Origin of the sequence: Streptomyces sp. NBC_01232 (assembly GCF_035989885.1) — a bacterium.
GTDB lineage: Bacteria > Actinomycetota > Actinomycetes > Streptomycetales > Streptomycetaceae > Streptomyces.
Genome location: NZ_CP108518.1, coordinates 6555104 through 6579727 on the forward strand (window position 1 = coordinate 6555104; position 24624 = coordinate 6579727).

A 24624-nucleotide genomic window follows, 5' to 3' on the forward strand; every position below is an offset into this window, starting at 1 on the left:
TCCTCATGGTGGAAGTTCAATGGTTTGTTGATGTCGAGATTCTCCGAGTCGACAGATTCCGCTTGCCGGTGGCCCTGAGTGCCATTGCCGTCACGCCGTGCTCAGAGGAGTCGCACCAGGTCGGGCGGCGTGTCGATGTCGAAGGCCTCCGCGATGTCCGAGCACTCCACCAGCATGAGCTCTCCGGCATGTCGCGCAAGATGCACCCGCGCGCCCTTGTCGCCGGTCGCCGTTCGCGCGATGTCGGCCCAGCGGTCCGCCCCGAACAGCACGGGGTGGCCGCGCTCCCCGTCGTACGCCGCCGCCACCAGGCTGGTGGGGGACCGGTACGCCTCCAGCACCCGGGCCACGGCCCGCGGGCCGATGCCCGGCTGGTCCACCAGGGAGACCAGGGCCGCGTCCGCCCCCGTACCGGCGAGGGAGGTCAGGCCGACCCGCAGCGAGGAGCCCATGCCCTCCGCCCAGTCCGGGTTGTCCACGACCACGCAGCCGGTCAGGTCGGCGCGCTCGCGGACCTCGGCCGCCGAGGCGCCGAGCACCACGTGCACCGGACCGCAGCCCGCCTCGCGCAGCACGCGTACGGCGTTCTCGACCAGCGGGCGGCCGCGGTAGGGGAGCAGGGCCTTGGGCCGCCCGCCGAGCCGGCGGCCGCCGCCGGCCGCCAGGAGCAGGCCCGCGATCAGGGGCGGATCGGAGTGTGTGTGGGATGACATGCCACCGATTCTCGCTCCTGTGCGCGATCTTGCGGCCGTCCGTGCGGCTCTCCCGGTGTCCGCCGCGTCAGGGCCGGCCGTGCCGGCGTGCGCCGTGCCAGGGTGCGCCCTACGGAGGACAGCGCGGCCCGGATCCGCAGCGGACGGGTGATCCGGTTCTCGGTGGCGGCCAGCAGCGCACGTTCGTCACGGTCGGTCAGCATTCCCGTGTCTCCTTGCCAATCGAGGGCCAATACAGCGAGTCTGGTCCTCGATTGGCCTGGCCGTCAGAGCCAATCAGGGGAGGTTGGCATGGCAAACGGGCGAGTGGTCCAGAGCGCGGACAGAACCATCGGCAGCCGCCAGCTCGCGGCGCTGCTGCCCGCCGACGTGCTGGCCCGCCCCGGCTACCGGGCGCTCGCCGACGCCGTCCGCACCCTGATCCTCGACGGCCGCGTCGCCCTTCACGTCCGGCTGCCCGCCGAGCGCGAACTCGCCGAGGCCGTCGGTGCCAGCCGCGCCACCGTCACCGGCGCCTACGACCTGCTGCGCGAGAGCGGCTACGTCCGCAGCCGCCGCGGCTCCGGCACCTGGACCGAGCTCCCCGACGGACACCGCCCGGTCGGGGCCCACGCCCTCCTCGGCGCCGGCGGCCACAGCGCCGACGGGGACCCCGGCGTCGACCTCGCCATCGCAGCCATGGGCGCCCCGGAGGGCAGCCTCGCCGAGGCCTTCGCGTGGGCCGCGCCCCGGCTCCCGCAGCTCGCCCGCACCCCCGGCTACCACCCCTTCGGCCTGCCCGACCTCCGCAGCGCGATCGCCGACCGGTTCACCCGGCGCGGACTGCCCACGCGCCCCGAGCAGATCCTGGTCACGGCCGGGGCCCAGCAGGCCTTCGCACTGGTCGTCAGCCTGCTCTGCCGGGCCGGGGACCGGGTCGTGACCGAGAACCCGACCTACGCCAACGCCCTCGACGCCCTGCGCCACGCACGGCTGCGCACCGGAGCCATCGCCGTCTCCGACGCCGGCTGGGACATGGAGATAGCCGAGTCCACGCTGCGCCAGACCGTGCCGAGACTGGCGTACGTGATCCCCGACTTCCAGAACCCGACGGGCGCACTGATGCCGCCGGAGCAGCGGCTGCGGCTGCTCGCGGCGACCCGGGCCACCGGGACCTGGCTGGTGGTCGACGAGACGATCGCCGACATCGCGCTGGACGTGCCCGCACCGTCGCCGCTGGCCTCCCTCGCCCCGCGGGGCGGCGCGGACCACGTGATCACCATCGGCTCGCTGAGCAAGACGCACTGGGGCGGGCTGCGCGTGGGGTGGATCCGGGCCGGCGCGAAGCTGATCACGGAGCTGACGGCCGTACGGGTCTCGGCCGACATGACCGGATCGGTGCTCGACCAGCTGGTCGCGCTCCCCCTGCTGGACGACATGGACCGGGCCCTGCCCGCACGGCTGGCGCAGCTGCGGAGCCGGCGCGAGGCCCTGGTGCGGGCGCTCCAGCGGTACACCCCCGAGTGGTCCTGGCAGGTCCCGCCGGGCGGGCTCTCGCTCTGGGTCGACCTCGGGGAGCCGGTCAGTTCCGCGCTGGCCGAGCGGGCCGCCGCGGCCGGTGTGCACATCGGCCGCGGCGCGCGCTTCGGGGTGGACCCGGGCACCTTCGAACACCGCCTGCGCATCCCGTACACGCTCCCCGCCGACCGTCTCGACGAGGGCATCCGCCGCCTCGCGAGCGCCTTCCACGACGGGGTACCGCTGCAGCCGGCGGTGGACCGCCCGCACTGGGTGGCGTAGCGGGAAGGGAACGGGCCCGGCCGGACACCTCCTACCGGGTGACGGGGGCCGGCGACGGCTTCAGACCGAGTGGACGGTCGGCGAACGCCTGCTCCGAGTCGACCTCGTAGCAGACGTTGACGCTCGAGTCCCCGAGGGTCGTGTCGACGAAGTGCCGGACGTCCCCGACGGACCTCGTCTCGTAGAGGCAGGTCACGGCCGCCCCCTCGACCTGCGGGTAGAACTGCAGCACCCGGGTGCCGTCGGGCGCCCCGGTGCCGCTCATGAGGGCCTGGCCGCGGGGAAAGGCGGTTTCCGGATTCAGGATCCGGTGCTGGACCACGACGTACATGGTGTCCTCCTCCTTCGGTGGCGTGCTGCGGCGTACCGCTCGGACGATTCGACGCTAGGGGGGCCGGGGCGGGCGCCGCATCGCTGCGATGCACCAATCCGTCGCGGGCGGGATGGTCATTCCTGACCAGCGCCCCGGACGAGGCCGTGCTCCCACGCGAAGGTGCTCGCCGCCGTCCGCGAGGAGACGCCCAGCTTGCCGAAGATGTTCTGCAGGTGCCGGGCGACGGTGTGCTCGCTGATCACCAGGACGGCGGCGATCTGACGGTTGCTCGCACCGCCGGCCACCTGGCGGAGCACTTCGAGCTCGCGGGCCGACAGCCCGTGGGTGTCCGGGGCCGGCCCGCCGCGCGCGAGGGAATCGACGTGGGCGACATCGGGCCCGGCTCCGAGCCCGGCGAACACCTCGCGCGCCGCCTGCAGCTCCAGGGCGGACGTGTCCTCGTCCCCGAGCGAGCGGCAGGCGAGTGCCACCAGGACGCGCGCCCGGGCGGCTTCGTACGGCGCCCCGAGTTCCAGCCACGCGTGCCACGCCTGCCGCCCCGCCGTCAGGGCGGCGCCGGCATCGCCCTTCGCCCACGCGACGCGGGCACGGCTGTACGCCGCGGTCGCGAGGAGCACGTCGCTGCCCCGTTGCTCCGCGATCGCCCGGAGCTGGTGCGCCGCCTCGGCCGCGCCGTCGACGTCGGGGTGCGCCCCGGCCAGCATGATCTCGACGTAGGCAGGGAGGAGGACCGCCCGCTCCGGCTCCCTCGTGTGCTCGGAGACGGCACGGCGGATCGTCGCCGCCGCTGCCTCCTGATGGCCCTCGGCGAGCCGCAGCAGGGCGAACCCGGGCTGCGGCTCGAAACCGCTGCGGCCGGCCTCCCGATAGGCGACCCCGGCCTCGGCCGGCCGGCCCTGCAGCCGGTGGATCTCGCCCTGCCGGTAGAACGCCTGGCCGCGAGCGATCTGGTTCAGCACACCCTGCGCGAAGTGCTCGCAGGCCCGGCGGGCCGCGTCGAGCGCCTCCGGCCAGGCGCCGCCGTACTGCAGCACTTCGGCCCGGTGCACCAGGCACAGACCGTTGTGCGCGACCATCTGCGGCCGCCCCTCGCACCACTGCGTCAGAGCCTCCGTCCACTCGCGCTCATGACCCAGGTCGAACAGGTCGCGGCAGAAGGCGATGGTGTTGCAGTAGACGATGCCGCGGACGATCGGCGACAGGGCACCGGACTCGACGACCACGAGCGTCTCGTCCACCAGGCGCAGCCCCTCGTGCACGCGGCCCAGGTTCACCAGGGCCCGGCCCTGCTCGTGACGTGCCAGCCACATCAGGTCCGCGTCCTGGAACCGCTCGCCGATCTCGGTGCCCTCGGCCGCCGTCGCGAGGCCGGACCGCCAGTCACCACCGCCCATCTGGCCCAGCCACACGGGGATGAGGAGGTACCCGCGTTCGACGCAGTCCCGCCCGTCGGCCTTCAGGAGGCGCTCGCCGAGGGAGAACCAGCCGCTCGCCCGGGCACCGTGGCCCCGGAACAGCATGCTGTGGCCGATCCACACCGCGCAGCGGACGGCGCGGGGCACCTCGCCCGCGTCCAGCCACAGCGCGTGGGCGCGCTCCAGCCCGGTCACGTACGCGTCGTCGAGGCCGAGCATGTAGGCGGACCTGGCCAGCAGCTCCAGGTCGCAGGCACCCAGCGGTGCGGCCGCGTCCGCGGCGCTCAGACCTTCGAAGGCGTCGAGCCAGGCCTCGGTGGCGTAGCACGCACGGCCTCGGACGAGATCGGAGTCGGTGTCCACGAGGCGAGTATCGACCCGCTGCCGCACACCGCCGCGGGTCGACGCGTCCGGGGCGTGTCACCGCCGCACCCGCCCCGGGCCGTGCCCGCCACGCGCCGCCCGGTGCCCCCGAACGGGGCCCGGCCCCCCCTACGGGGTGCGGATCAGGCGGCGGGTGGCGGCCGCCGCGACCGCCGAGGTGCGGGAGTCGACGCCCAGCTTGGCGTAGACGTGCACCAGGTGGGACTTGACCGTGGCCTGGCTGAGGAAGAGCTTCTTGGAGATCTGCTGGTTCGACAGGCCGTCCGCGACCAGCTGCAGCACCTCCAGCTCCCGCTTCGTCAGCGCCTCCGCGGGAGTGCGCATCCGGTCCATGAGGCGCAGCGCCACTGCCGGGGCCAGCGCCGACTGGCCCGCGGCTGCCGTCCGTACGGCCGCCGCCAGCTCCTCCGGCGGGGCGTCCTTGAGCAGGTAGCCGGACGCGCCCGCCTCCACCGCCGCCAGGATGTCCGCGTCCGTGTCGTACGTGGTCAGCACCAGCACCCGGGGCGCCCCCGGGCGGGCGGTGATCAGGGCCGTCGCCTCGGAACCGTGCATGCCGGGGCCGAACTGGAGGTCCATGAGCACCACGTCCACCGGCTCGCCCGCGGCCAGCTCCACCGCCCGCTCGGCGGTCGCGGCCTCGGCGACCACCGCGAAGTCCGGTTCGGTGTCCAGTACCGCGCGCAGCCCGGCCCGGACCACCGGGTGGTCGTCGGCGAGCAGGAGACGGATGGTCACAGGGCCTCCACCGGGTCCGTGCGGTCCGTGTGATCCGCGGATTCTGCGTGTTCCGCCCGATGTGAGTGTTCCGCGGGTTCCAGGTGTTCCAGCGGCAGCGGGAGGGTGACGGCCACAGCCGTGCCCTGGCCGGGACCGGACTCCACGGTGAACAGCCCGCCCAGGGTCTCCGCCCGCGCGCGCATGGCGGGCAGCCCGAAGCCGCCGTCGCCGGTGCCCGGGGAACCCGGCGGCGTCGAGGAGGGATCGAAGCCGTGCCCGTCGTCGACGATGTCGAGGGTGACCGAGGCGTCCATGAACGTCAGGGTGATCTCAGCGCGCCCGGCCCGGGCGTGCCGCACCACATTGGCCAGCGCCGACTGCGCGATCCGCAGCAGGGCCACCTCGTACGGGGTGGGCAGCACCCGCGGGCTGCCGGTCAGCGAGAACCGCACGCGCGGCCCGGGGACGCCCGCGCACAGCCGTTCCAGGGCGGCCGCGAGGGAACCGTGCTCCAGGTCGGGCGGGGTGAGGGCCCGTACGAACCGCCGCGCCTCGGCGAGGTTCTCCTGGGCGGCCTCCCGGGCCCGGGCGATGTGTTCCAGCGCCGGAGCCTCCTGCGGCAGCGCGCGCTCGGCGGCCCTCAGCAGCAGCTGGATGGAGGACAGACCCTGGGCGAGGGTGTCGTGGATCTCCCGGGCCAGCCGCTCCCGCTCGGCCAGGATTCCGGCGCTCCGCTCGGCGGCGGCCAGCTCGGCCCGGGTCGTGATCAGCTCCTCGATCAGCTCCCGGCGGCGCTCGCTCTCGCGGTACAGCGCCTGGTAGCCCAGTACGGTCGCCACCGCCACCGCCCCGCCCAGCAGCGGCCCGAGGAAGGCCCCGGGCGTCACCGCGCTGCTGTGGGCCAGGAACCCGCCGATGGCCGCGCAGGCGGTCAGCGCCACGGCCGCGACCCCCCAGCGCAGCCGCAGCAGGTGCAGCTCCAGGAAGTACAGCGGGAAGGCGATCCACAGCCCGTCGGGGGAGACCACGAGCAGCGCGGCCCAGGCCGCGCCGAGCCCGGCCAGCCACAGCGCCCCGGCGCGCGGCGAGCTGTGCACGGCGGGGACCCGTACGCCGCACGCGTAGACGGCGGCCATCACCGCGCAGGCGGCGAGCACCCAGCCGGCCCGGGGCGCGGAGTCGGTGACCGCCCGCCCGGCGGCGAGCGCCAGCAGTCCCAGGAGCAGGGCGTGCAGGCACAGCCGCAGCACCTTCGACACGGGGGTCAGGGCGCGCGTGACGGGGGGAAGGGAGGAAACGGGAGGAGAGGAAACGGGAGGAGTCATGTCCCGACCAGCGTAAGTGGGGGCGGACCCGCCCCGGTCAACCGAAAGTTTGATGTCCGGGCGCACCCTTCGATACGAGGATCACTACTGTGGCGCGATGCCTTGTGTCCACGCGGAAGACCAAGGTGGGGAACATGTTCGTCGCATGGAGAGATCTACGGTTCGCCAAGGGCCGCTTCGCCCTCATGGGTTCGGTCGTCCTGCTCATCACGCTGCTGGTCGGCCTGCTGTCCGGGCTCACCTCCGGCCTGGCCCGGGAGAACATCTCGGCCATCACCGGCCTGCCCGCAACCCACCTGGCCTTCGCCGCTCCCACCGGGGACCAGAAGGTGTCCTTCACCAACAGCCAGGTGCCCGAGCCCGCCTGGCTGGCCTGGCGGCAGCAGCCCGGGGTGAAGACGGCGGAGCCGCTCGGCATCCGCACCACCAACGCCGTCTCCGGTGAGCGGACCGCCGCGGTCTCGGTCTTCGGCGTGGAGTCCGCCGGGGGACTCGCACCGCGCGACGCCGGCCTCACCCAGGGGCAGGTGGTCCTCACCGAGAAGGCCGCGAAGGAGCTGGGCGGCCTGACCACCGGCGCCAAGCTCAAGATCGGCCCGCTCGAACTCACCGTGGCGGGGGTGTCCGGAACCGCCGCCTACAGCCACACCCCGGTCGTCTGGATGGACCTCAACGACTGGCAGCGCGTCGGGAACCCCGGCACCTCCATCGAAACCCTCGCCACCGTCGTCGCCGTCTCCGGCGGCGCAGTGGACCTCGCCGCCGCGGACAAGGCCGCCACGACCAAGGCCCAGAGCGTCGACGAGGCCCTGGGCGCCATCGGCTCGTACCAGGCCGAGAACGGCTCGCTCCAGCTGATGCGCGGCTTCCTCTTCGCCATCTCCGCCCTGGTCATAGGGGCCTTCTTCACGGTGTGGACGATCCAGCGCAGCGGGGACATCGCCGTCCTGAAGGCACTGGGTGCCTCCACCCCGTACCTGCTGAAGGACGCCCTCGGCCAAGCCGTCGTGATGCTCGCCATCGGCACCGGGCTGGGCACCGCCCTCGCGGCCGGCTTCGGCGTACTGATCAGCGGTGGCCCGGTGCCCTTCGTCCTCGACGCCGCCACGGTGCTCGTGCCCGCCGCGGTCATGATCCTGCTCGGCGCGCTGGGCGCCGCCCTCTCCATCCGGCGGATCACCGCCGTCGACCCGCTGACCGCCCTCGGGAGCGCCCGATGACCCTCCTCGTGCACGACGTCACGCTCACCTACCCCGACGGCGAGAGCCGGCTCACCGCCCTCGACTCGGTCCGCCTGGAGGTCCCCGCAGGAACGCTTACGGCGGTGATCGGACCCTCCGGCTCCGGCAAGTCCAGCCTGCTCGCGGTGGCCGCCACCCTCGTCACCCCGGATTCCGGCCGGGTGGTCGTCGCGGGCCAGGACACCACGGACCTCGGCCCCGCCGAGAAGTCGGCCCTGCGCCGCGAGAGGATAGGCATCGTCTTCCAGCAGCCGAACCTGCTGGCCTCGCTGACCGCCGCCGAACAGCTCCAGGTCATGGCGCACCTCTCCGGACGCCCCGCGCGTGCGGTGCGCCGGCGGGCGCTGGAGCTGCTGGACGCCGTGGGGCTGGCCGACAAGGCCGACAAGCGCCCCCACCAGCTCTCCGGCGGCCAGCGGCAGCGGATCAACATAGCCCGCGCCCTGATGAACGAGCCCTCGGTGCTGCTGGTCGACGAGCCGACCAGCGCGCTCGACCACGAGCGCGGCGCGGCCGTGCTCGACCTGCTGGTCACCCTGACCCGGGAGCGCTCCACCGCCACGGTGCTGGTCACGCACGACCACGCCCACCTGGAGCGGATGGACCGTACGGCGACGATGGCGGACGGCGGCCTGACGCTGAGCCCGGAGCCGGCCCCGGCACCCTGAGCGGGGTACGGAAAGGCCCCGGCCGAAGGGCGCAGGCGAGGGCCCGGCGCCCTGAACCGCATACGCGAAGGCCCCGGCGGCCCCTCGGAGCGAGGGACCGCCGGGGCCTTCGTACGGCCTACGCGGGGTTCTGGTTGGCCAGCGCCACCGAGAGCTCGGCGGCCACGCCCTGCAGGATCGGCACGAAGGACTCGGCCACGGCCTCCGTGACGCGGCCCGCCGGACCCGAGATGGAGATCGCGGCGGCGGTCGGCGAGTTCGGCACCGACACGGCGAGGCAGCGAACTCCTATCTCCTGCTCGTTGTCGTCGACCGCGTAGCCCGACTTGCGGACCTTCTCCAGCGCGTCGAGGAAGCCCTCGGGCGTGGTGATGGTCTTCTCGGTCGCCGCGGGCATGCCGGTGCGGGCCAGCAGGGCCCGTACCTCGTCGGCCGGGGTGTGGGCCAGGAGCGCCTTGCCCACGCCGGTGGAGTGCGGCAGCACACGGCGGCCGACCTCGGTGAACATGCGCATGGAGTGCTTGGACGGCACCTGGGCGACGTAGACGATCTCGTCCCCGTCGAGGAGGGCCATGTTCGCCGTCTCGCCGGTCTCCTCGACCAGACGGGCGAGGTAGGGGCGGGCCCAGGTACCCAGCAGGCGCGACGCGGACTCGCCGAGGCGGATCAGTCGGGGGCCGAGGGAGTACCGTCGGTTGGGCTGCTGGCGTACGTATCCGCACGCCACCAGCGTGCGCATCAGGCGGTGGATCGTGGGCAGAGGCAGACCGCTGGCGGCGGAGAGCTCGCTGAGGCCGACCTCGCCCCCGGCGTCGGCCATACGTTCGAGCAGGTCGAAGGCGCGCTCAAGGGACTGGACGCCACCGCTGGCGGCGGGGGTCTTTGAGGAAGCGTCGGTGGTGCTGGCGCTGGACGTCGGCACGGCGCGGTCCTTTCGGTGCTGGCAGGCAAGGGAGCAGCCTACCCGGCGGTCGGCGTCGGCCCCAGTGCTGGGTCGGGGTCGTCGCCGCCGGTCAGAGAGGGTTTGTCCTGGTGGCGGACGTCCTCGGGAAGTTATCCGCCCGCACCCCGGTGGTGGTAGCTACATTCTGTATAGCGAAATCTTAATTCCATCCTGTGGAAACATCCAATTGCGGTCCTGGTGTGTCAGTGGTCCGTCCGGGCGCTCTTGACTGGTTGCGGATCGGCGGGAAGACTCCGTCAACAGAACGTTGAATTTCGCTCTGTGGAAGTAGATGGGGAGGTTCCGGTGGCCGACGTGGCTGTGGAACTGGTACTGCGCTCGACGCGCGTCATCACCCCCGAGGGGACGCGCGCCGCTTCGGTCGCCGTCGCCGGCGGGAAGATCACGGCCGTGCTGGCGTTCGAGGCCGAGGTACCGGCCGGAGCCCGGCTGGAGGACTTCGGCGACGACGTCCTGCTCCCCGGCCTGGTCGACACCCACGTCCACGTGAACGACCCGGGCCGCACCGAGTGGGAAGGCTTCTGGACGGCCACCCGCGCCGCGGCCGCCGGCGGCATCACCACGATCCTCGACATGCCGCTGAACTCCCTCCCGCCCACCACCACGACCGACAACCTGCGCGTCAAGCAGGAGGTCGCCCGGGCCAAGGCGCACGTGGACGTCGGCTTCTGGGGCGGCGCGCTGCCGGACAACGTCAAGGACCTGGCGCCGCTGCACGACGCCGGTGTCTACGGCTTCAAGTGCTTCCTGTCGCCCTCGGGCGTGGACGAGTTCCCCGAGCTCGACCAGGAGCAGCTGGCCACCTCGCTGGCCGAGATCACCGGCTTCGGCGGCCTGCTGATCGTGCACGCCGAGGACCCGCACCACCTGGACGCGGCCCCCGTCGTCCCGGGCCCCAAGTACGCCGACTTCCTCGCCTCCCGTCCGCGCGACGCCGAGAACACCGCGATCGGCAACCTGATCGCCCAGGCGAAGCGGCTGAACGCGCGCGTCCACGTACTGCACCTGTCCTCCTCCGACGCGCTGCCGCTGATCGCCGCCGCCAAGGCCGAGGGCGTACGGATCACCGTCGAGTCCTGCCCGCACTACCTCACCCTCACGGCCGAGGAAGTGCCCGACGGGGCCAGCGAGTTCAAGTGCTGCCCGCCCATCCGCGAGGCGGCCAACCAGGACCTCCTGTGGGACGCGCTCGCCGACGGCACGATCGACTGCATCGTCTCCGACCACTCGCCCTCCACCGCGGACCTGAAGACCAGCGACTTCTCCACCGCATGGGGCGGCATCTCCTCCCTCCAGCTGGGCCTGCCGGCCATCTGGACCGAGGCGCGCCGCCGCGGCCGGACCCTGGAGGACGTCGTCCGCTGGATGTCCGCCGCCCCGGCCGCCCTCGCAGGGCTGGCGCAGAAGGGCGCGATCGAGGCCGGCCGCGACGCCGACTTCGCCGTCCTCGCCCCCGAAGAAACGTTCACTGTGGATCCGGCCGAACTCCACCACCGCAACCGGGTCACGGCGTACGCGGGCAAGACCCTGCACGGCGTCGTGAAGTCCACCTGGCTGCGCGGCACGCAGATCGCCGACCACGGCACCCCGACCGAGCCCACGGGCCTCCTCCTCGAAAGGCAGAACTGACCAGTGGCGATTGAATCCTTCACCGGTAACGCGAACCCGTACGGAGGCGGCGACCCGTACGCGGACTACCGCACTGCGGACTTCCCCTTCACCCAGTACGCGAACCTCGCCGCCCGTGAGCTGGGCGCCGGTGTCATCGCCGCCAACGACGAGTTCTTCGCGCAGCGCGAGAACCTGCTGATCTCCGAGGCCGCGCACTTCGACCCCGAGGACTTCGGCCACAAGGGCAAGGTCATGGACGGCTGGGAGACCCGCCGCCGCCGCGGCGTCTCCGCCACCCAGCCCTGGCCGACCGCCGAGGACCACGACTGGGCGCTCGTACGCCTGGGCGCCCCCGGCGTCATCCGCGGCATCGTCGTCGACACCGCCCACTTCCGCGGCAACATGCCGCAGGCCGTCTCCATCGAGGCCACCAACTGGGCCGGCGCCCTCGCGCCGACCCCGCAGGAGCTCCAGGGCGACGACGTGAAGTGGACGACCATCGTGCCCCGCACGGCGGTCGGCGGCCACGCGGCCAACGGCTTCGAGGTGGACGCCCCGCAGCGCTTCACCCACCTGCGCGTCAACCAGCACCCCGACGGCGGCATCGCCCGCCTGCGCGTCCACGGCGAGGTCCTGCCCGACCCGAAGTGGCTCGACGCGCTCGGCTCCTTCGACGTGGCGGCCCTGGAGAACGGCGGCTCCGTCCAGGACGCCTCCAACCGCTTCTACTCCCCGCCGACCAACACCATCAACCCGGGCCGCTCGCGCAAGATGGACGACGGCTGGGAGACCGCGCGCCGCCGCGACAACGGCAACGACTGGATCCGCTACCAGCTCGTCGCCGAGTCCGAGATCCGCGCCGTCGAGATCGACACGGCGTACCTCAAGGGCAACTCGGCCGGCTGGGCCTCGCTGTCGGTCAAGACGGGCGAGGAGGGCGAGTGGACGGAGTTCCTGCCGCGCACCCGCCTGCAGCCCGACACCAACCACCGGTTCGTCCTGGACGCCCCGGCGGTCGGCACGCACGTGCGGATCGACATCTTCCCGGACGGCGGCTTCTCCCGCCTTCGCCTGTACGGCTCGCTGACGGAGGGCGGCGCGGCGGCGCTGACCGCCCGTCACCAGGAGCTGGGCGGCTGATCCGGCCGTGGCCGACGCACAGCCCGCCCCGGGGGCCGACACCCCCGGGGCGGGCTGTGCCGTTTCAGCCCCGGTTCCAGCCCCGCCGGCGTTTGAGGCGCGGGGTCCGGGGCGGAGCCCCGTGCCCACAGCCCGCACCCGCCCGCCGGGGCGCGCGGCCTCGTGCCAGCGCTCCCGCGCCCGCCCGCCGGGGCGCGGGGCCTCGTGCCCACACCCCGCACCCCGCCCGTCGGGGCGCGCGGCCTCGTGCCGGCGCTCCCGCGCCCGCCCGCCGGGGCGCGCGACCTCGTGCCGACGCACCCGCACCCCGCCCGTCGGGGCGCGCGGCCCCGGAATCCGCCCGCACGCCCGGCCCGAGGGCTACGCACGCCCGGCCCGAGGGCTACGCGGCGTGCCCGCCGTCGACGGCGAGCTCCGCGCCCGTCACGTACGAGGCCTCCTCGCCCGCGAGGAAGGACACCACGGCCGCCACCTCCCGCGGCGCACCGAACCGCCCGAGCGCGGTCATCGTGGCCTGCGCCCCCGCGTACGGTCCGTCCGCCGGGTTCATGTCCGTGTCCACGGGCCCGGGGTGGACGATGTTCACCGTGATCCCGCGCCCGCCCAACTCCCGGGCGAGGGCCCTGTTCAACCCGATCAGCGCCGACTTGCTCATCGTGTAGAGCGCTCCGCCCGGCCCCGGCACGCGCTGGGTCATGCAGCTGCCGATGGTGATGATCCGCCCGCCGGGGCCGAGGTGCGCGGCCGCTGCCCGGGTCGTGTGGAACACCCCGCGCAAGTTGACCGCGAGCACGCGCTCCACGTCGGCCGGAGCCAGCTCCTCCAGCGGCCGGATCAGGCCCACGCCGGCATTGTTGACCAGCACGTCGAGCCGCCCGAAGCGCCGTACGGTCTCCCCGACGGCGTTCGCGGCCTGAGCGGCGTCCCCCGCATCGGCCCGCAGTGCGACGGCCCGCCGACCGAGCGCCTCGACCTTCCCGACGACCTCGGCCGCGGCCTCCGCGTCGCTGACGTAGGTGATCGCGACGTCCACCCCGTCCTCGGCGAGCCGCAACGCGACGGCCGCCCCGATCCCCCTGCTCCCACCGGTCACCAGCGCCACGGTGCTGCTGCTGTCCATGTCGTTCCTCCCGCATCGATTAGTTGCTGTTTCAATCAAATCTCCGCGGGATCAACACCGCTGGCAGGAATCCGACCTGGCGTTTCCACGCGGGGGAGGGGGAACGCGGAAGCGCCCCGCCAGGAGTGATCTCCCGGCAGGGCGCCCGTGGTTACCGCTGTTTCTCCTGGCTATCCGATGGTTAGGAAGGTGTTCCAGCCGTCCTCGTCACGACCCATGGGGCTCCCGATGGTGCTGGTTCCACCTTGGAAGATCCATTGGTTCTCGTTGGTCCCGACGGCCCAGATGTCGGGGATGCCGTCACCGTTGGCATCGGGGGTGCCGAGGACCTTGGGGTAGGCGGCCCTGCCCCAGCCGGTGGTGGCGTAGGTGTGGTCCTCGGCGCCCTCGGAGTTCGCCTTGGACTCCAGGGACGTGAGGTCGACGCCGCCGTTGACGCCCGGCTTGCCCTTGCGCAGGGCCAGGCCGCGGTTGGCGTTGGTGTTGTCCCGGAAGATCAGGTCCGGGACCTTGTCCCCGGAGACGTCCCGGACACCGACGATGTCGCGGCCTGCCCAGCCGGTGGCCATCCTCTTGTAGGAGGCGAAGCTGGAGCCGGTGTAACCGGAGAACACCCAGAAGCCGTCGGCGTCCAGGGCGAACAGGTCGCCCAGGCCGTCGCCGTCGATGTCCTCGGTGACGACGAGCTGCCGGAAGACGGACGGGTCGGGTGCGCTGAGCGGCATCTGCATCGGCATGCGGCGGCCGACGTCGAACTGGCCGGTGCCGGTGCCGGGGTAGATGTAGAGCTTGCCGTCGGGCATCCGTGCGATCAGGTCCGTGAGGCCGTCTCCGGGGTACCAGTCGGTGGCGTGACCGATGAGCGCGGACTGGCCGGTGGCCGGATCCTTCCAGTACCCGGGAGCCACGGGCTGGCCGTTCTCGACCGCGCCGGGGATGTAGGCGTCGGTGTCGCCGACGCTGTCTCCCGCGTAGGTGCGCAGGTTGCCGTCCTTGTCGATGGCCAGGAGGTCGGGGTTGCCGTCTCCGGTGACATCGCCGGGCTTGTCCTGGCCGGCCCTCGGCTTGACGAGGAACCCGTAGACGCTCTGGTTGGAGATGTTGCCGGACTTGCTGACGGTGCGGACGTAGAGGACGTTCGGACCGGAGGTGTCCACCTGGAGCGGGACGACGGCCTCGTCGCTACCCGCCTTGGGCGTGGCCTTCTGGTCGAAGTAGGGCCGGTTCAGGCTCCACTGGTACTCGTGGATGTCCTCCGCCTTGGCGCCGTTGCCCTTGACGGTGAAGGTCTGCCCGGGCGTGCTGGCGGGCTCGGTGCTCCACTCGGTGAAGTTGTCGCCCTGCGGGGGAAAGGCGGCGGAGGAGACGGCGGGGTTGGGCGGGACGGTGTGGCTGACGGTGAAGGTGCACCATCCGCTGCTTCCGGAGTTGAGCGGCCCGCTGCCGCCCGACCACGCGCCGTCCTTGTCCGTGGTGCGGGAGAGCCAGTAGTACGTCTGGCCATCGGTAAAGGTGTCCAGGGGTACCTCGGCGCTGACGACGCCATCGATGTTGGCCGGCAGCCACTGGTCGAAGACGGGCCCCCCGCCGGCGGCCGGCCACACCTCGATCTGGACCCGGTCGAGGTTCTGCTGATCGGGCCGGTCGTCGCGGTCGGAGCCCTTGACCTGGAAGGTCACGTTTGTTTTGCCGATGGCGGTACCGGAGCCGCTGGTCTGGCACGGCCCGCCGGGGATGGTCTGCATGTTCGCCGCGACGGGGATGTCGGGACGGTTGTTGTAGACGACCTCGATGTACGGCGCGGTCTCGCCGTTGGCGATGAACTTCTTCCAGTAGTACGAGTCCGACTCGTTCGGGGCGGCGAACCCCAGGGACAGCGCCCCCCAGCCGCTGTTGGCGGCTTCGGCGACAAGGCCCTTGATGTCGGGTGCGATCCAGTTGTCGGGGCACGAGCTGTTGTAGCCGTAGCCGGCACGCTCGGTCGCGACCTTCCTCGTCCAGAATCCGGTCGTGTTGTTCCACGTGCTCGACGACGTGATGTACGGAGTCGAGTAGATATCCGTCGGCTTCTGGTCGCAGGACCACGAATACGTCTGCAATGCCCGGACGCTGGCCGAGACTATTTCGGAGCCGTGGAGCTGGCTGCCGAAGTCGAAGTTGAATATGGAGCGAGATGTTCCGCCAGAGGTGGACTCGTATCCGACGCGGGCTTCGTGCGTGCCGCTCGCGTTGTAGTTCTGCCCGTTGTAGAAGCTTGAATTTCCTGCCGTCTTGTAAAGAAGGGTCCAAGCGTGCTTGTGACCCTTGAACGAGGGGTCGATGAAAACCGGATATACCGTCTCCGGAGCATTGAGCAGCGCATTGTCCGGGGTGAGGGACAGCGCGTTGTCAGCGAGCGCCGCCGCGACGGGCCTCAGACGCGCGCCTTCCGCCCCGGCCAGGCCGGATAGGGCCAGCGTCGGGTGCTGCTTCGCGACCGCGGTCGGCTTCCAGGCCGGCTCGTTGTCGGTCGTGGTGACCTTGCCGCTGGAGTCCCACATCATCGGGGTCGGGGAGCCCGCGATCTCTTCGCCCTTGGCGTCACGGGCGCTCAGCGCATCCGACTCGTCATCAAGGTGGAAGGTCATGTCGAGGCTGCTCAGACGGTACTTCAGCTGTCCCAGCAGTGGATCGGCCGCAGCCTGCTTGTCCTTGACGACCAGCAGGTGCGAGTAGCCGCCGTCCTGCGCGGTCATCACCAGGTCGATCCCGGGGCGGACGTTCTCGTACAGGGCGCGCGGGCCGTCGATGACGGGCGCGGGTAGGGCACCGGGCCAGCTGACGGTCATGTCGTGGCTGCCGGTGTTCAACCGGACCAGCTCAGTCCACACTTGGCCGGGTGCGTCCTGTCGCAGCGACACCCGGGTCACGCCACGCGAAGCGCGCTCTTCGCCGCCTGCCTGCTCCTTCGATCCCCCACTGAAGAAGACACGACCGTTGACCGCCTTGGCCGCGTAGCCGCCTTCCACCCGCTCCAGACCGGTGTCGATCGGCTTCCACCGCCCGTCCACGTTGGCGCGGAAGGCCGAACTGAAGATCTGCTTGCGGAACGACCCGTCAGGCTGCGCCCATGTCGTGGTGTTGGCGCTGCGCGCGGCGGTGACCTCAACCTCTTTGCCGCTCTTCTGGGCCAGTCGCCGCGCCTGCGGTTCGTCGACCGGAGCATCCTTGTCAGGTCGGTTGTGCGACTTCCCGTCGCCGATCACCTGTACACCGACCGGCACCGCGACGGCGGTGGCCAGCAGCACGGCCAGACCCCCCAGGGCACGCCGGCGCCTGTACCACCGACGCGCAGGTGCGGGGACTTCTGCTGCCCCGGCGCCCGTTGGCGGACTTTCGCCCGCGGAATCACTGACAGACACGACGTACTTCTCCCCCCTCGGGCGCCCGACATGGCAGCCCTCGGCACTCACTGAATGATTTGGGACCTTGGCCTGAACAACCTCAACGGCCGGCCCCGCCCGGCCGTTGAGGCGCAAGGCGTGCGAGCTGAGCATGAACCATCCCGGTGACATCTTCATCCCCGGCATTCACCGCCGGGCACACCGTTAGCGACTGATTTGCTCCGATTACCCAGGGCTAGACCACCCGTCAAGTGACAAAGCCCACACCGGATATCGGAACCGTGGCTTTTCCGGCCCGCTGGTCCCAGAATCAGTGATTCATTGTCAGTTTCCTGCCGGCCGTGTGCCATTGCCGTGGCGGCAGATCGTGGGGGGTCCGCATGTCGCCGTTCTCGGCGAATTTCCGCCTGCCCGGAAACAGAAAGGCGCGCGCAGCACGCGCGCGCCTTGCCGGGCGCACCGGCATCACTCTTTCCGTGGTGCTGGTCGCAACTCTTATGCCCGCCCAGGCCTGGGCGGCACCACCGGGCGACCGCAGTGGCGTTGAGCTGCCGGGGCTCCAGAAGGACCTCAAGGTCAAGCCCGACCCGGCCGCCATGGACGCGCTCGGTCGGTGGGTCGGCGATCCGCCGAAGACGCTCGAGGGGTACGCGCCGACCGCGGTGGCACCGCCCGCTGCGGCCTCGGACAGTGTCCCCCTGTCGTCCGTGCCTGCCGCCGAGTTCGTCCAGGTCGGCTCGCTCCCGGTCAGCATCGGCAAGGTTTCCGGGACCGGGGTCGCACCGTCGGGCACGTGGGGGGCGGCTGTCGAGAGCCGCGAGAAGACCGAAGCCGCCGGTGTCGATGGCGCCATCATCAAGATCACGCCGCCCACCGACGCGGTGAACCCGGTCGACATCAAACTGGACTACTCGAAGTTCGAAGACCTGTACGGCACCGAGTGGGCCTCGCGCCTGAAGCTGCGGCAGTACCCCGCATGCTTCCTCGACCACCCTGAACTGCCTGAATGCTCAGCGTCCGTGGAGGTTCCCACCTCGAACCTTGCCGCTGACAAGAAGGTCATCGCGACCGTCGACCCGGCTGCCACCCCTGTTCAGGGCATGCGGGCCATGACCGGGGGCGGCGCCGCTCCTATGGCGGTCGTCGCCTCCGACGGGGCAGCCGGTGCGGGCGGCTCGTACAAGGCCACTTCCCTTTCACCCTCCGGCTCTTGGACCGCAGGTGGCAGCGGCGGCGGCTTCTCCTGGACCTACCCGCTGGCCGTGCCCCCGGCGCCCGCAGGTCCTACCCCGTCCATCGCGTTCTCGTACTCCTCGCAGGTGGTGGACGGCAGAACGTCCGTGGCGAACGGCCAGGCGTCCTGGATCGGTGACGGCTGGGACTACAACCCGGGCTTCATCGAACGCCGCTACCGTTCCTGCTCCGACGACCTGAAGGCCTCGTCGCGCGGCAAGCCGAACAACGACAACGACACGGACAAGAAGAAGGGCGATCTGTGCTGGTCCGGCGACAACGTCGTCCTCTCCCTCAACGGGTCGTCCACCGAACTCGTCCACGACGCCGGCAGCGGAAAATGGGTCCCCGCCAGCGATGACGGCTCGAAGGTCGAGCTCAAGACGGGCGGCGGCAACGGCGCGAAGGACGGCGAGTACTGGGTCGTCACCACGCGCGACGGCATGCGCTACCACTACGGGCGCCACAACGTCGGCCCCCACGGGGACGGTACGTCGGTCAAGACCGTGACCGACTCCGTCTTCACCGTCCCGGTCTTCGGCAACCACCCCGACGAGCCCTGCTATCAGTCGGCCTACGCGAATTCCTCCTGCGCCCAGGCCTGGCGCTGGAACCTCGACTTCGTCGAGGACGTCCACGGCAACGCCATGGTCATCGACTGGGTGAAGGAGGAGAACCGCTACGCCAAGAACGAGAAGGTCAACGAGAAGGACCGCGCCAAGGTCGGATACATCCGCGGCGGCTACCCGACCCGCATCCTCTACGGACTGCGTGCCGACAACCTGGCCGGCGCCCCCGCGGGCAAGGTCGACTTCGGGGTGGAGCAGCGGTGCTTCGAGGAGAAGGACATCTCCTGCGCCGACTCCCTGTTCGGTTCCAAGAACGGAATCGGATGGTATGACACCCCCGCCTCCCTGAACTGCAAGATGGACGCGGCGGCCTGTGAAACCTTTTCGCCCACGTTCTGGTCGCGCATGCGCCTGGACCGGGTGACCACCTCCGGTCAGCGCACCGAGGGCTCCACCGAGCTCACCAAGGTCGACCAGTGGGCCCTCAAGCAGTCGCTGCCCAAACACCGCACGGACACCAGCCCCCCGCTGTGGCTGGAGTCCATCACCCGGACCGCCTACGCCGCCAAGAACAGCGGCCTCGGCCGTTCGCTGCCCCCGGTCTCCTTCAAGGCCAACGAAGTCGACATGCCCAACCGTGTCGTCAAGGCTCCCGTGAACGGCAAGGAGGACGCGGCACCGGACTTCGACAGGCTTCGGGTGGAGACCATCCTGACCGAGACCGGTGGCGCGATCGAGGTCAAGTACTCCGCTCCGTGCGCGAAGGGGACCGCTGTCCCCGATCCGGCGAAGAACACCACGCGCTGCTTCCCCGTCCAGTGGTCCGCAGACTCAGGACTGGACCCGGACAAGGTGCCGCCGGTCGAACTGTTCAACAAGTACGTCGTGAACAGCGTGGTCGAGAGGGACCGGGTGGCACAGCGCCCCGACGTCACGACCAGCTACACGTACGAGGACGCCGCCTGGGCCAAGGACGACGACGAGTTCACCAAGCCCGATCGCCGCACCTACAGCCAGTGGCGCGGCTACGCCAGCGTCCTCACCACGACGGGTAAGACCGAGAACGCGGGCAAGGCCAACGCCACCGAGCAGTCCCAGACCCGCACCCGCTACTTCCGCGGTCTGTCCACCGCTGCCTCCAAGGTCATCGTCAAGGATTCCACCGGCACGCAGGACCTTGGCGAGGACCTGCCTCAGATCCAGGGCCAGACCGCCGAGACCATCACCTACACGAAGCCCGGCGGCAGCGTCGAATCCCGTGAGCTGTCTTCACCCTGGCGTAGCGAGCGGATCGCCTTCCGGACCCGTGCCGACAACACCACGCTCGAGGCGTACCGCGTAGGCACGGCACGCACCGAGGCGATCCAGTCCGTCAGTGGCGGCAAATCCCGGATGGTGCGCACCCTCAACACCTACGACGAGAAGGCCGCTTCCCATGGTCTGCTGCTCACCACGCAGACCGATGTCCTGGAGAACCAGGGCACTGGCTGGAGCACCGTCAAGCAGTCCTGCAGCAAGCCCACGTACGTCCACAACCCGACGAACAACCTGATCGGTCTGCCGTCCGAGGTGATCGAGACGACGGGTGACTGTGCGGGCGGCGGTGTCGAGGCCGGCACGCGCCTCAGCGCCATCCGTACCTCCTACGACGCGCCGAACGCCTTCGGCGCTGCACCCACCAAGGGCCTCCCGTACCAGGTCGACAGCAGCGACGCGGCAGGCACGGGCTGGACGACGTCAGGGCGCACCGAGTATGACGCGCTCGGCCGCGCCATCAAGACCTACGACGCCGCCGGCAACCCGTCGAGCATCACCTTCAGCCCCGCCACCGGACCGGCATTCTCCACAACGGCGACCAACGCGCTCGGGCACACGGTGACCACCAAGGTGGACCCCGCCCGCGGCAGCGTCCTGGAAGCGACCGACGCCAACGGCCGCAAGGTCACCACGGTCTACGACGAACTGGGCCGGAGCACCGAGGTCCGGACCCCTTCGCAGAAGCCCACCGACCCGGCGGCCTACACGTTCGAATATCAGATCACCGAACTCAAGACGCCGGCCGTCATCTCCCGCACGCTCAAGGACAACGGCACCTACAGCACCTCCATCGCGATCTACGACGGATTGCTGCGCCCGCGTCAGACCCAGACCGAGGGCCCCGGCGGCGCACGGCTGATCACGGACACCTTGCACAGCGCGAACGGAACCGTCAGCCAGACCAACAACGGCTATCTCGCCGAAGGCAAGCTGAGCACGGAACTCTACGTCCCCAAGTCGGTTACCGAGGTGCCCAGTTCCACGCAGACCGCCTACGACGGCCTCGGCCGCGCCGTGCGCGTCACCACCCTGGAGAAGGGCCAGGCCCGGCAGTCCGCCATCACTCAGTACGGCGCCGACTGGACCTTGACCCGAAGCGGCATGTCGCCCACGGGGTCGACCCCTCTGGCCGGCAGCCGCGCCGCCAAGACGTGGACCGACGCCCTGGGCCGCACCTCCGAGATCGAGCACTACACCGCTACCGACCTCAGCACGTCGAACAAGACCAGCTACACCTACGACGTGCGCGGGAAGCTCGCCAAAGTCACCGACACCGCCAGCAACAACTGGACCTACGCATACGACGCCCGCGGGCGCCTGACCGCGTCGGAGGACCCCGACACCGGCAAGTCGACGTTCACGTACAACAACCTCGACCAGCAGGTCTCGACGACCAACGTCTACAACGTCACCCAGTACACGTCGTATGACGTCCTCGGCCGCAAGACGGCGCTGCGCGATGACTCCGAGACAGCCGACCCCATCGCCACCTGGACCTACGACACCCTCCCGGGCGGCAAGGGCCAGCCCGTCGCCTCCACCCGCAAGTGGGGGGCGGGTTCGTACAAGACCGAGGTCACCGGCTACGACAGCGAGTACCGGCCCACCGGATCCAGGATCACCATCCCCGACCTTCCTGCCACGAAGGGGTTGGCCGGCAGCTACGCCTACACGACCACCTACACGCCCCGGGGCAACGTCCAGTCGACGACCGTCCCGGCGACCGTCGGCGGTCTCGCCGCCGAGAAGCTGATCACCCGCTACAACGCCGACGGCATGGTGCAGACCATGTCCGGCCTGTCCTGGTACACCTCGGACACCGTCTACAGCCCGTACGGCGAGATCCTGCGTACCGCCTCCGGTAACGCACCCCACCGCATATGGACCACGAACACCTACGACCCCCACACCGGACGGGTCGCCTCGGCGACCAGCCACAAGGAGACGCGCGACCCGACGTCGGGTTCGAACCTCCTCTCCTCGCTCAGCTACACGTACGACCCGGTCGGCAACCCGACCTCCATCACGGACACCTACCCCGGTACCACCCCGCAGTCCCCGGCTCTCGTGGACCGTCAGTGCTACACCTACGACGCCATGGGCCAGCTCGTTCGCGCCTGGACGGGCAAGACGGACGGCTGCCCCACCAGTCCCACCGGCCCGGCACGCACGGAGGTGGGATCGGGTACGCCGGGTGATGCCTACTGGCAGGACTACCAGTTCGACGCCATAGGCAACCGCACCAAGCTCACCGATCGCGACCCCACCGACGGCGCCCTCGACGACGAAACGACGTACACCTACGGCGTGGAGATCACGGGCGGCGCCCTGCCGAACCCGAAGAAGCAGCCCCACGCCCTGACCAAGGTCAACAAGACCACCAGGACGCCCGGTTCCACGGTCGACTCCCTGTCCACGTACACCTACAGCGCGGCGGGCAGCACCAAGACCCGCACCATCGACGGTGACACCCAGACCCTGAACTGGGACCGCCGGAGCAAGCTCCTGTCGGCCACCAGCCCCGGCATCGGCTCCGTCGCCGTCACCGGCCTCTCCGGCAAGTGCCTCGACGTCCAGGAGGGCGGCACCGCCGACGGAACCCCCGTCCAGCTGCTGTCCTGCAACGAGAGCAAGCCCCAGCAGTGGCGCATCAGCGGCGACACCGTCCAGGCCCTCGGGAAGTGCCTCACCTCCGAAAACGGCAAGGCCGTCCTGAAGGCGTGCAAGCCGGGCGAGGCGAGCCAGAAGTTCACCTACCGGGAGACGGACAAGTCCCTCGTCACCGGCACCAACCAGTGCCTCACCGTCCCCAACGACAATGACGCCGAGGGCAACGACCTGCACACCTTCACGTGCGCCAGTCCTGCCCCCACTCCGGCCCAGCAATGGAGCTTCGGCAACCTCACCAGCTATCTCTACGACGCGTCCGGCAACCGGGTCATCCAGGAAACCGGCAGCGCCCGAACCCTGTACCTCGGCGAATCCGAGGTCACGGTCGACAAGGCCGGCAAGGCCATGGACGCCGTCCGCTACTACAGCAGCCCCGGCGCTCCGACCACCGTCCGCCGCACCAACGGCAAGACCACCGGCCACAACCTGACCCACCTGCTGACCGACCACCACAACACCGCGACCATCAGCGTCGAGCAGAAGGCCGGCCAGCCGACCACCCGTCGCAAGTCCGACCCGTACGGCAACCCCCGCGGCAGCCAGCCCTCCAGCTGGCCCGGCGACCGCACCTTCCTCGGCGTCGGCAACGACGACAACACCACGGGCCTCACCCACATCGGCGCCCGCGAATACGACGCCAGCACCGGCCGCTTCATCTCGGTCGACCCGGTCATCGACATCACCGACCCGCTCCAGATGAACGGCTACACCTACTCCAACGGCAACCCCGTCACCAACTCGGACCCCAGCGGCCTCAAGTACTACGAGGGCGACAGCGACGGGGGCTTCCAGGCGGAGGCCAGCAAGGTAGTGGAGGTCGCGCAGAGGCGCATCGTCCAGCGTGAAGCACGAAACGCCGCCTGGAAGCAGACGACCAAGACCGTAAAGAAGAAGAAGCCCAGCGCTTGGACCAACATCTGGACGGGTGTCGTACGCGGCTGGGCGAGTGCGGACCAGATAGCACCCCATGGCTGGATCATGTCGCAGCTCGGTTACTCGAATCGAGATCTGGTCAATTGGGGCTTCAAGAAGCTCGGCATCGATTCCGACGAGAACGCCTGGGAATCGATCATCGCTGAAGTACTCGCGCCAATGCCGCCCGCGGCCAAGGCGGCAGCGGGGCCGGGGCTGGTGCGGAGATCTGCAGCAGCTGTTGCCCGTCTGTTCAAGAAGCCGCCCTGCAATAGCTTCGTCGCCGGAACCATGGTCCTTCTGGCAAACGGAGGAAGTAAGCCGATTGAAGAGTTGGCCTCCGGCGACGAAGTGCGGGCCACCGACCCCGAAACCGGTGAGACCGATGCCAAGGCGGTCACCGCAACCATCCATACCGAGGACGACAAGAAGTACAGCGACGTCACGGTCCGGACCGGCGATGGCGCCAAGACCATCACTACAACGGATCATCACCCCTTCTGGTCTGAATCCGACCGTGCATGGAAGGACGCCGAAGACCTCAAGCCGGGCGAGAACCTCCGTACCGACGATGGCGAATCAGTTGCTGTAAGCGCGATCCGCACGTACGAGGCCTTCAATGAGACCTACAACCTCACTGTCGCCGACCTGCACACGTACTATGTGCTCGCAGGAGCAACTCCGGTACTCGTTCACAACACGGGCACTTGCCCGAACCACATCGCCGAAGTAAGTGTGCTCGACGGAAAGGGGAAAGTCCGAGCAGATGCAGGTGATGAAGGTCCATCCACGTTTTGGTCGGGAAGGCAGTCGGATGCGGAGAAGGCGCAGGGAAAGTATAAGGGTGGCTTGATTTCGCACACTGAGTCACGTGCGACGCGGGCCGCAGGATCGCCTCATCCTTACTGGAAGGGCGGGGATGATCCACTCCTGGGTCGCGCTCCAGCCATCGAGGGAGATACCTATCTCGTCAGGGGGCTGCTCGAGCCCTGTGGGTGGTGTCAAACCGCGATGGAGGAAGCTGCGCTTTCGACCAATACGACCTGGGTTTATACGTGGAAGGGTGCGGATGGAGTTCGGCAGTTCTGGTGGCGCGGGCCTCAAGGTTGAGAGGTAGGGGCTTAAG

The 24624-nt window shown here is 70.3% G+C and carries 14 protein-coding genes; 6 read left to right on the forward strand and 8 right to left on the reverse strand.

Going from position 1 to position 24624, the window contains the following annotated elements; translation table 11 throughout:
- Nucleotides 1-101: 101 nt before the first annotated feature.
- Complete coding sequence (locus OG444_RS30245) at nt 102-713, reverse strand: nucleotidyltransferase family protein (protein ID WP_327265163.1); 612 nt, start codon at nt 711-713, stop codon at nt 102-104.
- Between the two features lie 291 nt (nt 714-1004).
- Here OG444_RS30245 and yczR point away from each other — a divergent pair, with 291 nt between their 5' ends.
- Nucleotides 1005-2492, forward strand: coding sequence for a MocR-like transcription factor YczR (yczR, locus tag OG444_RS30250; RefSeq protein WP_327265164.1), 1488 nt, complete (start codon nt 1005-1007; stop codon nt 2490-2492).
- A 31-nt stretch (nt 2493-2523) separates the two neighbouring features.
- Here the strand turns inward: yczR and OG444_RS30255 are convergent, their stop codons facing one another.
- From OG444_RS30255 to OG444_RS30270, 4 genes are all read right to left on the reverse strand, one after another.
- Nucleotides 2524-2823, reverse strand: a complete 300-nt coding sequence (locus tag OG444_RS30255) for a hypothetical protein (RefSeq protein WP_327265165.1) — start codon at nt 2821-2823, stop codon at nt 2524-2526.
- Nucleotides 2824-2939: 116 nt separating this feature from the next.
- Nucleotides 2940-4604: a LuxR C-terminal-related transcriptional regulator gene (locus OG444_RS30260; RefSeq protein ID WP_327265166.1), complete on the reverse strand. Its 1665-nt coding sequence runs from the start codon at nt 4602-4604 to the stop codon at nt 2940-2942.
- A gap of 129 nt (nt 4605-4733) precedes the next feature.
- Nucleotides 4734-5363, reverse strand: a complete 630-nt coding sequence (locus tag OG444_RS30265; RefSeq protein WP_327265167.1) for a response regulator transcription factor — start codon at nt 5361-5363, stop codon at nt 4734-4736.
- Nucleotides 5360-6670, reverse strand: a complete 1311-nt coding sequence (locus OG444_RS30270) for a sensor histidine kinase (protein WP_327265168.1) — start codon at nt 6668-6670, stop codon at nt 5360-5362. Before OG444_RS30270 ends, OG444_RS30265 begins: the two co-directional genes overlap by 4 nt.
- A 134-nt stretch (nt 6671-6804) precedes the next feature.
- On the opposite strand from OG444_RS30270, the gene OG444_RS30275 reads away from it, so the two are divergent.
- Both OG444_RS30275 and OG444_RS30280 read left to right on the forward strand, forming a co-directional pair.
- On the forward strand, nt 6805-7890 hold the full coding sequence (locus OG444_RS30275) for an ABC transporter permease (protein WP_327265169.1): 1086 nt from the start codon (nt 6805-6807) through the stop codon (nt 7888-7890).
- Nucleotides 7887-8579, forward strand: coding sequence for an ABC transporter ATP-binding protein (locus OG444_RS30280; protein ID WP_327265170.1), 693 nt, complete (start codon nt 7887-7889; stop codon nt 8577-8579). The genes OG444_RS30275 and OG444_RS30280 overlap by 4 nt, the downstream gene beginning before the upstream one ends.
- A gap of 118 nt (nt 8580-8697) precedes the next feature.
- Here OG444_RS30280 and OG444_RS30285 read toward each other — a convergent pair whose 3' ends face one another.
- Entirely contained in the window at nt 8698-9501 is an 804-nt protein-coding gene (locus OG444_RS30285; RefSeq protein WP_327265171.1) for an IclR family transcriptional regulator, read from the reverse strand.
- A gap of 336 nt (nt 9502-9837) precedes the next feature.
- Here OG444_RS30285 and allB point away from each other — a divergent pair, with 336 nt between their 5' ends.
- Entirely contained in the window at nt 9838-11172 is a 1335-nt protein-coding gene (gene allB, locus OG444_RS30290) for an allantoinase AllB (protein WP_442810786.1), read from the forward strand.
- 3 nt (nt 11173-11175) lie between these two features.
- Nucleotides 11176-12294, forward strand: coding sequence for an allantoicase (gene alc / locus OG444_RS30295; RefSeq protein ID WP_327265173.1), 1119 nt, complete (start codon nt 11176-11178; stop codon nt 12292-12294).
- Nucleotides 12295-12676: 382 nt separating this feature from the next.
- On the opposite strand, the gene OG444_RS30300 is transcribed toward alc, so the two are convergent.
- Nucleotides 12677-13414 (reverse strand): SDR family oxidoreductase, encoded by a 738-nt coding sequence (locus OG444_RS30300; RefSeq protein ID WP_327265174.1) that lies wholly within the window; start codon nt 13412-13414, stop codon nt 12677-12679.
- Nucleotides 13415-13584: 170 nt separating this feature from the next.
- The gene (locus OG444_RS30305) at nt 13585-16701 is read right to left on the reverse strand and encodes a DNRLRE domain-containing protein (RefSeq protein WP_327265175.1); all 3117 of its coding nucleotides are present in this window, start codon (nt 16699-16701) and stop codon (nt 13585-13587) included.
- A gap of 572 nt (nt 16702-17273) precedes the next feature.
- Between OG444_RS30305 and OG444_RS30310 the strand changes: the two genes are divergently transcribed.
- On the forward strand, nt 17274-24608 hold the full coding sequence (locus OG444_RS30310; RefSeq protein ID WP_327265176.1) for a polymorphic toxin-type HINT domain-containing protein: 7335 nt from the start codon (nt 17274-17276) through the stop codon (nt 24606-24608).
- The last annotated feature ends 16 nt before the right edge of the window (nt 24609-24624 follow it).